Origin of the sequence: Microbulbifer variabilis ATCC 700307 (assembly GCF_000380565.1) — a bacterium.
GTDB lineage: Bacteria > Pseudomonadota > Gammaproteobacteria > Pseudomonadales > Cellvibrionaceae > Microbulbifer > Microbulbifer variabilis.
Map to the genome: position 1 here is coordinate 662,878 of NZ_AQYJ01000029.1, position 12,236 is coordinate 675,113.

Below are 12,236 nucleotides of genomic sequence, written 5' to 3' on the forward strand. Positions count from 1 at the left end.
AGAAGATGATTGAAAGCATCCTGCGCTTCTCAATTGAGCGGCGCTACTTCATTCTATCCCTGATTTTTGTGTTGGTGGGGCTAGGGATTTGGAGTTACCAGAAGTTACCGATTGATGCGGTCCCCGACATTACCAATGTTCAGGTTCAGATTAATACCGAGGCTCCTGGTTACTCGCCATTGGAGGCAGAACAACGGATTACTTATCCTGTGGAGGCGGCACTCGCCGGCCTTCCCAACCTGGAATACACCCGTTCGATTTCCCGCTACGGACTTTCCCAGGTCACTGTAGTTTTTAGAGAGGGCACAGATCTCTATTTTGCGCGTAATTTAATTAACAGTCGCCTTGGTGCGATTAAAAGCAAATTACCACCTGAGCTGGAACCAGAGATGGGGCCCATTGCCACCGGGCTTGGTGAGATTTTTATGTACACCGTGGAGGCAATGCCCGGTGCCACCCAGCCAAATGGGCAGCCCTACGACGCCACAGCATTACGGGAAATCCAGGACTGGATTATTAAACCACAACTGTCTTTGGTGCCCGGTGTTACTGAAGTGAATACCATTGGCGGCTATAACAAGCAGTATCATGTCACTCCAGATCCTCGGCAGATGCTCAATTTCGGCGTATCCATGGAGGATATTGCTGAGGCCCTACGTCGCAATAACGAAAGTCGCGGTGCCGGCTACCTGGAGACTAACGGTCGCCAACTGCTGGTGCGCTCACCGGGGCAGCTGCAGAATATTGCCGAAATTGAAGGTGTGGTGATTACCAGCCGCGCTGGGGTGCCGGTCAAAATTTCGGATGTGGCCGAAGTAGCTATCGGTAAAGAACTGCGTACCGGTGCCGCCACTCGCGATGGCGAAGAAACCGTACTGGGCACCGCGATGATGCTGGTGGGGGAAAACTCCCGCGAAGTGGCCCTTAATGTTGCGGATGCTTTGGAGCGTGTAAAATCTACGGTGCCAGAAGGTATCAAGGTGGAGGCGGTTTACGATCGTACAACACTGGTAGATAAAGCCATCGCTACAGTGCAGAAAAACCTTATCGAAGGGGCTCTGCTGGTTATCGTCGTGCTGTTTCTCTTGCTGGGGAATATTCGAGCGGCCTTTATTACTGCAGCAGTGATTCCGCTTTCCATGCTTGCCACCATTTTCGGCATGGTGCAAACCGGTGTTTCTGCCAACCTGATGAGTCTCGGCGCACTCGATTTCGGCCTGATTGTCGATGGGGCCGTGATTATCGTGGAGAATGCCATTCGCAGGCTTGCGGAAGCTCAGAATCGCAAAGGTGCCAAGCTGCCCTTGCAGGAACGGCTGGAGCTGGTATTTCAAGCCACTAATGAAGTGATTCGCCCCAGCTTATTTGGTGTGCTGATTATCACTGTAGTGTATATACCGCTGTTCACACTGACCGGCGTGGAAGGCAAGATGTTCCACCCCATGGCTGCCACTGTGGTGATGGCCTTGCTGGCCGCATTGGTGCTTTCACTGACTGTTGTGCCTGCAGCGGTTGCTGTTTTCCTTACCGGCAAAATCAGTGAGAAAGAAAACAAGGTAATCGTTGCTACCAAGTCTCTGTATAAGCCACTGCTAATCGCTTCGATGAAAGTGCGCTGGCTGGTGCTTTCCGGTGCTCTTGCGCTGGTACTTTTTTGTAGCTGGCTCGCCACTACCTTGGGCTCGGAATTTATTCCTCAGTTGAATGAGGGAGACATCGCACTGCACGCTTTGCGGGTTCCTGGCACCGGTTTGGAGCAATCGATCGAGATGCAGCGCTTGCTGGAACAGCGGATTAAGGAGTTTCCCCAGGTAGATAAAGTATTTGCAAAAATTGGTACCCCGGAAGTGGCGACGGATCCAATGCCGCCTAATGTAGCCGATAATTTTGTAATCCTGAAATCCAGGGATCAATGGCCCAACCCGAAACTGTCCCAGGAACTATTGGTGGCGGAAATTGAGGAAGCTGTACGTGAGTTGCCGGGTAACAACTACGAGTTTACCCAGCCAATCCAGATGCGCTTTAATGAGCTGATTTCTGGTGTGCGTGCAGACTTAGGTATTAAAGTGTTCGGTGATGATTTGGATCAGCTGGTGACCTCCGCCAATGAAATCCTCGGCGTACTGAATGGGATAGAGGGTGTTGCCGATGCGCGAGTAGAGCAGGTGGAGGGGCTGCCAGTTCTCTCCATATTGCCGAAGCGTATTGCGCTAGCGCGCTACGGCATAGACCTACAAACCTTGCAGGATCTGGTTTCCACCGCTATTGGGGGTGAAGAGGCCGGATTGATTTACGAAGGCGACCGCCGTTTCCAATTGGTTGTACGCTTACCGGAAGAGCTACGCAGGGACTACAAGAATCTCGATGATTTGCCTGTACCTTTACCTGCAGGCAGCCCATTGGGTAGTTACGTCCCCTTGTCTGAAGTCGCCAGTCTGGAAATGACTCCAGCCCCAAACCAGATCAGTCGTGAAAACGGCAAACGCCGTATAGTAGTAACAGCAAACGTACGTGACCGTGATCTGGGGTCTTTCGTCGAAGAGGCGAGGGCAGGTATTGAGCAGCAGGTCTCCCTGCCTGCGGGCTACTGGTTAGTATATGGAGGCACTTTCGAACAACTGGAGTCCGCGAGCACCCGTCTTTCTATCGTGGTCCCGTTAACACTCTTGGTAATCCTCGGTTTACTGGTAATGGCCTTCGGCTCGTTTAAGGATGCTTTGATTATCTTTACCGGAGTCCCTTTGGCATTGACTGGAGGTGTTTTGGCTCTATGGCTGCGGGATATGCCGTTGTCAATATCTGCCGGAGTCGGTTTTATCGCACTTTCCGGTGTGGCAGTCTTGAATGGCTTGGTAATGCTCTCCTTTATACGGCAACTGCGCCAGCAAGGAGGAGAGCTGCTTACCTCCATCATTGATGGCGCTATGATCAGACTACGCCCTGTTTTGATGACTGCACTGGTTGCTAGTCTTGGCTTTGTGCCTATGGCACTGAACGTGGGCACCGGGGCTGAAGTCCAAAGACCGCTAGCTACTGTGGTGATTGGGGGAATTATCTCTTCGACACTGCTAACTCTATTTGTATTGCCGTTACTTTATCGGATTGTGCATGGGAGAGAAGAGGTCATTAAAGAAAGTATAAAGTTGACTTAATTTTTCGTGTATCTGCCTACTTCACCTAATAAGTGGGAGGTAGGCAGAGCATTCCTGGAAGAATCTATTTTTCCTCCAAGGTTCTTCTCATGTGCCATTCTGATTAATACTTAGACTGGTATTGATATAGACTAGGAAATTGTGACCGGGATATACACTCTTAAACTGCATATAATCATTGATCATATTCTTCACAGATGTATTTATTAGAGTGTTAAAAATAAATTTGGGTATTTAACCCTATGTCTGATTGCTAAAATTCAGATATCATGTCTAATAAATACCATTAATAATTTTAAAAGTGGTTTAAATGTGAGGTGGTATATTAGACAGCTTTCTGTTGGTACTTATTGTTAGATGTAAAATGGCTTTCTGAGTGGTTTAATTTCTGGATCTCAGTGTCAAATATATTTTGGTGTGCTAAAAGTAGGCTTGTATCTTCTTTACTATGCCCCTCTAATCGATATTCTACTTCTTGTCATTGCGGTCGTTGATGTTAGAACTGCTGTAGCACCAACTTTCTTCTATAGTCTTACTGTAGCTTCTATTGGAGTTTTAGTTGTTTTGGTCATGATCTGATTCGCTGGGTGGATACTTAATTCGCTTATTATTTTACAGGTAGATTTAAGCCGGCCAATCCTGGCTTAATTTGAGATGTGGACTTGTTGTGTTCTTAAAAGCGGTATTGGCCTGTGTTATTTCTCTGGTACGCGCTATTTGGGTGGTAGAGGATATGAAAAAAGCCTTGCCACTTTCTGTGGGAATATACTGTAAAAATATTGGCATCCTTTTGATCCTGGCTGGAGTTTATTAGTTTGTCAAAAGGGAAAGAAAATCCTGTCATTAGGATCGTTAGCCTATTTCCTAGTATTAAAATCAAAATAGTACCAGCCGCTCAAAGATGAAAAGGCACCACTTATAAAGCGGTGCCTTTTGCTTGTCTAAGGCGAAGCCATGCTTAACTTAGTAAGCTATACCTATTGTGCTTCATGCATAGTTTCAGTAACTTCAACTCGACTTTCAACAGCCAAGCCAGACTGTTTTATCGCATTGAAAGCTTCTACTAAGTCATTGCCTTCTTTAACTTTCAAGATGGCAATATCAGTACCGGGAAATACTGACAATACTTCCATGCCAGAAATTGACGCTACTTCTGATGCTTCAACATTCTTGCCTAATAATATTGTTATATTTCCGGTTAAAGTTGTCAGTTTGTTTGTGATTGTGTTTCGTACAATTGTACCTTTGCCAACAACATCTGATGCAGAATTATTGCCGATATTGACTATCGCCATTTCGCCTTTTGTCACAACAATAGATTCTGGTGCAGCAATGGATACTGGGACAGTTTTCAAGGATCTTTCAACCTTAAAGATACCAAAATCAGCAGAATTCGTTCTTGCCGCAGCTATGGTGTTTAGCTTCTTAATCTCTATATCTTTCTTTTCCACAGCATCAATAGCGTTTGCCTGTGTAATACCTGATAAACACATTGCAGCAGTTAAGATCGTTAATTTATTTAGCTTCATTGTATTTCCCTTCTTATTGAACAGCACGACCAAACGCTCTAAGTGATACGCCTTCTAGAACACTCTCTACTGGGTTGTTCATCAGGCCTGTTGCATCCCAATAGTTATCTGGGTCTGTGAATACGATATTAGTCTCACCTGTATCTAATGCTTTGATAGTCCAAGTTCCTTTAGCATTTTCACCATAAAATGCATTAGAAAGGAATACGGCACCATTTAAAATATAACCCATGCTATACCCATCAGCAAAGCTATAAGAAGCATCTAATAATGCCTGCTTGGAAGAAAGTAGAACACTTCTTGTACCTGAGGGAGATACCACCTCCAGCGCCAAGTCATTACCAGCGGAGGTTAATAGACTATCATTTAAAATAGAACCCATGTGATCATTACGAATATCAAATTCGAACTGCATAGCTTCAATAATAATATCTTCTGTTACTTCGATTTGTTGGCTCACACCAGCCGCACTGTTATCTGGAATAACCGCCTCCATGGCTTCTTCACCAGCTGTTGAACCCAAACCTTGCCATTGGGTGATAATTTGTTCACCGAGACTCTCTGAGTAATCTAGAGCCATAGCAACAGCTGCACCTGCATCAACCCGACCAAAGCCATATAAGTTATTAAATTGATAACCAGCTGAGTTTTCAATCCAACCATCATGAGCAACAAAAGTACCCTCACCAATGGTGAGTTCAACCTTTTCATTTTCAGCATCAATCACAGTGCTAGTTGAAGCTAAGATGTGACGAACATCACGCCAGGTCAATTCTGGGTTTGCTGATAAGATTAGAGAGACAACACCTGATGCATTTGGCGCAGCGGAAGATGTACCATTAAAAGTTGAAGTATAGTTACAGCTCGCATTCTCAGGATGGCCTGGGTAATTAAATGGGAACTGGCTGGCTGCGAAGTCTTCGCCATAGGCCCCGCCCCAAGCACTTATTGTGCCGCCATTAAAGCCAGAGTAACCATTAATACAGGTCATCTGGTCAGTTGTTACCATCGCGGGAGCATAACGACCATACTCGCCCGCAGGGGCTGATACCATCATACTTGCACCAGCGGTTGAGTAACTTGTATGTTTACCGTTTGCGTTCACCGCTGCAACATTTAAGTAATATGGGTGACCATGGCTAGGCTGAAATGCCGAGTTATAGCACGTTAGGCCTAAATCATTTGCTCCGTTATCGGCACATAAAGAGCCTTCACCATTGCCGTCTTCAAAAGAATTACCGCTAGATTTCATGTTCAAAGCACCCTTACCGCCTCGAAGCATAAGATTAGGATAAGACTCAACAGCTTCATCTAGTGCAGAGTACGCAATAAATCCAGGATAGGTAATACCATAGCTACGGTTAAATGCCGAAATTTCTTCATCTGAAGAAATGCCACTTCCTGGGAATCCATGAACCAATAGATCTGTTTGCTCTATTTTTCCACTGCCTAAAAAGTTCATACCGATTAGCCCTGTGTCTGGAGAAACACCTCGGCTACCGATATTGTTCCAGCCTTTAGCCGCAATTAAGCCAGCTACACTGGTACCGTGATCACCACTATTAGAAAGACTTGTTGGATCTGTTCTGTCAGTTGCTGACTCATCCAAGTTGAGAGAGCGATTTATTAATACGTTATCTATTAAGTCTTCGTGGCGAATTTCTAAGCCTGAATCTACAACAACAGCAGTTACATTTGCACCGGTTACACCTTGAGCATAAGCCGCTACAACATTCATGTCTTCGCCAGCTACAAGCTCCTCGACTTCATTTTCCTCAAAGATGGAATTAATTTCCTCGGTTGTATAAATTCCGATATCGACAAGGCCTTGCTTCATTTCATCACTAAGAGCGTAAGCTTTTTGACCTGTGTTGCGTAAATGCCATTGTTGATAGGCTAAGGGATCATTTTCTACGTTCAGGATATCAACTTTTGCAGATGCTGAGGCACCGTTTGCGGTCACGGTATAAGTAATTGAAGCGTCCTGCCCCGAGATTGAAGTATATTCAAATAGATTGCCATCTAATGTTAACTGGCCATGGCTGAATGTATAAGTGCCATCAAGCGGACTAATAGTTTCATCATTTTCTGAGAAACTAAATGTTAAAGCATCGCCATTTTGATCAGTGCCCAATAGTTTTCCTGATACAGGAATCCATTGCTTTGCCCCATCTACAGTTACATCACTAGCAGTTGGCGGAATGTCAGTAGGAGTGGGAGCAGGAGCGGGAGAAGACGAGTTACTACTGCTATCACAGCCTGATAATGTCATTAAAAGAGCTGCTTGAATCACAGAAAGTCGAAACATTTTTTTATTCATTTAAATTCCCCATTATCCCCATTATAAGTATTTATCGGGTATTGGCATTATAAACCACCTCATTAGTCTTTAGCCAACTAAACTTGGTCAGCAAGATATTGCAACCTGACTTTAAGTGATGTTGTGACATTGAATTATCATATGGATTAAATAATGAACAACTTAAAAGAGGTGTTCGGCATTGAATTATGCTTGGAATTTCCATAGATGATAGTGGACTGGGGTTGTATGATAGGGGGCGTTTGTGAAGCATTGATAGTTATAAAATCTATAATGGGATTGTGGGCTAGACAGCTATGTGAAAAGGTAAGACTTTAGAGGGAATTTTTATTACCATGAATATGAAGAAATACTCACTAAAGCAATAACAAGGTTAGTAATGATGCTGTCAGAATATAGGACATGATTAGACGTCCTTACTATCAGACTGCTCGGTGAATGAAACTACTTGATAATCCAGTTATCAAAAAATATGGATGCGAGTAGCGTCCCAATTAGGTTTCATGAATGTTGGGATATATAGTTTTATGTAGATTGAAAGAGTTTAACTTAGATTTGATAAGTGTGAATTGTTCTGAACCGTTATCAAGTCTGGCTTATTTAGGTGTGCTCGCTTGGACTTGCTTTTACTTCAATAGGGTAGGTGAGGTCATCATTGGGCTACAAGTATGAGGTTTCCAAAAGTCAGAGGGCTTTTTTCTTGAGGTTTCAGTTAGCTAAATTTGGATAATAAATTGGTTGTCGTATTTAAAAGTGATTAAATTGAGTTAAGTAGGATTCTATTAGATGGCCCAATGCAAGGTAATCTGGAAAAGTTATGGAGATCAAGTTCTCATTTAAATCCATATGAGCCCTTGAATTTCTAGTGTTGATTGGGTGAAGTTGGGTTGGGCATTTAGCTTGAGGTATACGATCTTATCTATATATAGACGCACGGAGGATATCGCCGATGGCTTCTTAAACGTTTTCGATCGTGAAGTGCTCCTAATGTTAAGCTCCTCACTTCGAAGTTCATAAGTTCAAGCCTTTAGTGCTGTTTGAAATTAATAGTAAGTTTCTATCTAGGGCAAGGGTTATGGATGATGAAAGAAAAATTTATAGCAGAGTTTTATACTGCTTGATAGCGAGTTACTTATTTGTAGAAACTTTCACATTACCCTTAACCTATAAGCTCTACATGTAAGGTAATCTCAAAAATTCATCCTGTGTTAGCTGCCGTTTAAAGGGGCGCTCAGGATTTATTCGTTAGGTTAACGCTATGAAACCTACCACAATAGAAGAATTTAATGCGTCTCAGAATGATTGTGAAAGCCCTATTTGTGAAAAGCTGATGCATGAAATCAACCGAGGGCTACCTATGGCAGAAAGTAAAATCTGGCACGGACACCCCGTGTGGTTCTTGGATGGGAATCCAATAGTGGGTTATAACAAGCTGAAGGGTTCTATTAGGCTGATGTTTTGGAGCGGGGCTGACTTTGAGGAGCCGGATCTTAAGCCGGGGACAGGTAAGTTTAAGGATGCTTCTGTTTGTTATACAGGGGTTGAGCAATTAAATATAAAAGACCTGAAGCGTTGGCTGAAAAAATCTACAGAGATTCAGTGGGATTATAAGAATATCTACAAGAGAAAGGGTAAGTTGGTGCGACTTATCTAATAGGTCTTTTAAAGAAACGGCATGGTGCGCAGCTAGTATCCAAATGAGGTTGAAAATAAAGGTAGGTGGTAGTTGACGTCCTCATTATTTCCTCTCCAGATAAATCTGGAAGACACAAGGCTTGCATATTCTCGTTTTTGGGTGTTGTTGGCTCTTTCTGTGAGCTAATTGCCTAGTGAGATTGCCACTGTCTTTGGCACTTGAGTCGCTACAAACTTTGGGATAATTGCCCACCAATTTTTATTGATGATGATTGTAGTGTCAGAGTACAGTCTTTTACGATTTTCTAATCTTGTCACAATGATTCAGCTGTAAGAAGCCGCTCTAATTTGTACGATTTCTCGAAATTTGGATTATTGTTCTAGGAAGAATATTCAGCGTTTTCAGGTGGATAATAGTGACTTCATCAGATAAAGCTTCCTCAAAAGAGAGTCTCAAACTAAAAATTAAGTCGAAAAAAGAATGCGACTCTTGCGCCGAACCAGTGGTCCATAAATATGGAAACAATAAAATTTGTGTCACTGATAAGGTTGGGTTTCCTACTTTAGGTAATAAGTCTCCATTAGATCTGGTGTTGCATAGTGGTGAGGGTTTTATACCGTTGTGGGAGAAGGGTACGACTTTAAGGTGGAAGTTTGATGATGAGTCTTTAAGGTATTTTAAAAATCCAGATGAGATAAAGGACTATATTCGAATTCTTTTGGGCGAGGCACTACTTCAGTGGGGAGATGCTTCCCCGGTGAGGTTCAATGAGAATCCAAATGTTTGGGATTTTAAAATTAGGGTAGAGCCTGTAGAAAACTGTAGTGTTATCGGTTGTACTCTAGCTCGTGCTTTTTTTCCAAATCCTGGGCGGAATGAGCTAGTGCTTTTCCCCACAATGTTTGATCAAAGTCGGAAGGAGCAGGTTGACACTATGATTCATGAGTTGGGTCATATATTTGGGCTTAGACACTTCTTTGCCGATGTGAAAGAGAAGACCTGGCCGAGTGTAATTTATGGTGAACATAAGCCCTTCTCAATCATGAATTATGGGGAGCAAAGTGAACTTACAGAAGCTGATAAGAATGATTTGAAAAGCCTGTATTGCTTAGCATGGGCAGGGCAGCTTACAGAAATTGATGGTGCACGAATCAAATTTGTTATGCCATACCATGAGGCAATCCTTCTTGAGCCAATTAATTATGAAAGCTCACCAGGGTAAACGAGGGGTCTAAGCATAAATAGCTTTAATATATTAAAAGCTTTTTAAATTACTGATATCAAATAATATTGAATAGTAAGTTTGTAGCCCGTTAAAATTGATTGATATAAGTCCAAAATTTTCATCTGTATGCCCTGTCAGGAATCTTACCCTTGATGAGCCCGCGCCGTAGTTTCCAGCAGATAGTAGAGTCAGGCCCCTTTTTTGCATTAGTTGACATTCCAGTGCCTTTCCACTAGTTTCGCGACCACGATAAGAGGTGCCTTCTGCCCTGTGCTGGCTGAGAAGGTTAAACGGGAAGTCCGGAATTCCGGCGCTGCCCCCGCAACGGTGATCCACCAGTATTTTGAGTGGTAAGCCCGATACCGGCCTCTTCTCGAAACACGATGGAGCGGAGGGCTACCATCTCGCAATACGATCTTTCACGCTTCGTCGGCGTGCCGCATTGCTATTCCTCCCTCGATCCCATGAGCTTTTGTCCTTAGGGGTTGAAACTTGAAAAAATCTTTATTGAGCTTGACTGTGCTGTCAGCTGTGAGTGTGCCAGTACTTGGCGAATCTACCGATAGTGCATCTTCTATTCCCGACCTGGAAACTTTAGTTGTTGTGAGCTCCCGCCAAGATGAGCCTTTGCGCAGGATCGCCACTTCGGTAACCGTATTGGATGAAGAGCAACTCAAAGCACGAGGTTTGGCTTCCTTGGCCGATGTGCTGCGAAGCGTACCTTCGGTTTCTGTCAACAACAGCGGTGGTATTGGTAAGACAACCTCGCTACAGGTGCGGGGGGAATCTGGCTTTAGAACGCTGGTCCAAATAGATGGCATCGATATTTCTGATCCAACCGGTCTCCAGTCGGGTGCTCATATTGAGCATATTATGAGCAGTAATTTGCAGCGAGTAGAATTGCTACGCGGTCCGCAAGGCATGCTCTATGGGGCTGATGCTGGTGGTGTACTGGATATCTCGACCCGTCGAGAGGATGAAGGGCAGCGCTTTGAATTATCCGCTGAGGGTGGTAGCTACGATACTGAGCGCTACAATGCCAGTGCCAGTGGAGCCAATGAAACACTGGATTACTTCCTTTCAGCTGCGGCGCTGGAAACCGATGGTTTCAATACCAGCAGCGATGACACTGAATTGAGGGATGACGACGGTTATGATAACGAGACTTTACATGGCCGAGTAGGCTGGAATATCTCTGAGCTGTGGCGAGTGGAAGCTGTAGCGCGGGATACCGATGCCTCAGGTGAATATGATCGTTGCGGCTGGCCCTCTCAGGACGATTGTAACTTTGATTTCAGCCAGGAAAGTGCTCGTGTCAGCTTGGCTCACAATGGCGAAGATGGTCAACAAGAGTTGGCCTATTCACATTCTGATTTGAAGCGCATCTACATTGGAGGGGGAACTTCCTATGAGTATGAAGGTGATATTGAAAAATTGAACCTCACTGGTTCTCATGGGTTTAGTCGCGAACATGGGATGGTCTACGGGGTGGAGCACCGTGAAGATACTTCGGGAGACTTGGACCGGGATCAGTGGGCGGTTTATTCTGAATACCGGGGAAGCTATGCCGATCAAGCCTATGTCACCCTTGGTCTTCGCCATGACAACAACTCAGATTTTGGCCGCTTTAACAGTTTCCGCGTCAGCTCAGCGTACCTGTTTGAGGATGTTGCCAACGGTACTGTAAAGATAAAAAGCAGTTACGGTACCGGCTTCCGCGCTCCCAGTCTGTATGAAGTTAATCACAACGCTACCGCAACTGATCGGTTGACTTCTGAGCCACTAGAACTGCCAATACTATCGCCGGAAGAAAGTCGAGGCTTGGACCTTGGTGTTGAGTACTTTGGTGAAAATTCCCTCTATCTGGAATTCGTACTGTTTAAGCAGGTCATTGATAAGGAAATTGGCTGGAATAACGATGCGTTTGGTTACCTGCAAAGCAAGGGAACAAGCAAATCCCGGGGAGTTGAATTGATAGCCGAAACTCAGGTCACTGATACTCTGCTGCTGTCAGCCAACTACACCTATACCGATGCCGAACAGGCTGATGATTCTCCACGCCCGCGAATCCCGAAGCATTTGGCTAACCTGGGCTTTACCTATAAACCGACCGGCGCTCTTAGTCTTCTGGTGAATCTACGCTCTAGTGCTGGAGCGGAAGATACAGATGGCTCCTCCATAGATGATTACCAAGTATTGGATGCTAGCGTACGTTACCAGTTGAATAACGCTACCACCGTTTACATTCGTGGAGAAAACCTCGCGGATGAAGACTATGAGGAAGTGCCTGGGTATAACACCGCGGGCGCTGCTGCTTATGCCGGTGTGGAATTCAGCTTCTAAAGCACTCTCTATAATAGATTCTTGAACTGAG

At 44.5% G+C, this 12,236-nt stretch carries 6 protein-coding genes and 1 riboswitch; of the genes, 4 read left to right on the forward strand and 2 right to left on the reverse strand.

The annotated features are described in order from the left end of the window. Positions 1 to 5: 5 nt before the first annotated feature. Positions 6 to 3,152 (forward strand): efflux RND transporter permease subunit, encoded by a 3,147-nt coding sequence (locus G367_RS0121775; RefSeq protein WP_020415289.1) that lies wholly within the window; start codon positions 6 to 8, stop codon positions 3,150 to 3,152. Between the two features lie 977 nt (positions 3,153 to 4,129). Here G367_RS0121775 and G367_RS0121785 read toward each other — a convergent pair. Beyond that, on the reverse strand, positions 4,130 to 4,681 hold the full coding sequence (locus G367_RS0121785; protein WP_020415291.1) for a serine protease external chaperone: 552 nt from the start codon (positions 4,679 to 4,681) through the stop codon (positions 4,130 to 4,132). A gap of 13 nt (positions 4,682 to 4,694) precedes the next feature. Then, the gene (locus G367_RS0121790; protein ID WP_020415292.1) at positions 4,695 to 7,001 is read right to left on the reverse strand and encodes a S8 family serine peptidase; all 2,307 of its coding nucleotides are present in this window, start codon (positions 6,999 to 7,001) and stop codon (positions 4,695 to 4,697) included. A gap of 1,258 nt (positions 7,002 to 8,259) precedes the next feature. Here G367_RS0121790 and G367_RS0121795 point away from each other — a divergent pair. The 3 genes from G367_RS0121795 (at position 8,260) to G367_RS0121805 (ending at position 12,205) form a co-directional block, all read left to right on the forward strand. Further along, positions 8,260 to 8,655 (forward strand): DUF1801 domain-containing protein, encoded by a 396-nt coding sequence (locus G367_RS0121795; protein WP_020415293.1) that lies wholly within the window; start codon positions 8,260 to 8,262, stop codon positions 8,653 to 8,655. A gap of 397 nt (positions 8,656 to 9,052) precedes the next feature. Then, positions 9,053 to 9,859: a zinc metalloprotease gene (locus G367_RS0121800; protein ID WP_020415294.1), complete on the forward strand. Its 807-nt coding sequence runs from the start codon at positions 9,053 to 9,055 to the stop codon at positions 9,857 to 9,859. Positions 9,860 to 10,099: 240 nt separating this feature from the next. After that, a riboswitch (cobalamin riboswitch) is annotated at positions 10,100 to 10,247 on the forward strand. A 107-nt stretch (positions 10,248 to 10,354) separates the two neighbouring features. Continuing rightward, positions 10,355 to 12,205 (forward strand): TonB-dependent receptor plug domain-containing protein, encoded by a 1,851-nt coding sequence (locus tag G367_RS0121805; RefSeq protein WP_020415295.1) that lies wholly within the window; start codon positions 10,355 to 10,357, stop codon positions 12,203 to 12,205. Positions 12,206 to 12,236: the final 31 nt, after the last annotated feature.

Excerpts from the sequence above, each read along its gene's own strand:
- G367_RS0121775 (WP_020415289.1), top strand. The coding sequence starts at position 6 with ATGATTGAAAGCATCCTGCGCTTCTCAATTGAGCGGCGCTACTTCATT.
- G367_RS0121785 (WP_020415291.1), bottom strand. The coding sequence starts at position 4,681 with ATGAAGCTAAATAAATTAACGATCTTAACTGCTGCAATGTGTTTATCA.
- G367_RS0121790 (WP_020415292.1), bottom strand. The coding sequence starts at position 7,001 with ATGAATAAAAAAATGTTTCGACTTTCTGTGATTCAAGCAGCTCTTTTA.
- G367_RS0121795 (WP_020415293.1), top strand. The coding sequence starts at position 8,260 with ATGAAACCTACCACAATAGAAGAATTTAATGCGTCTCAGAATGATTGT.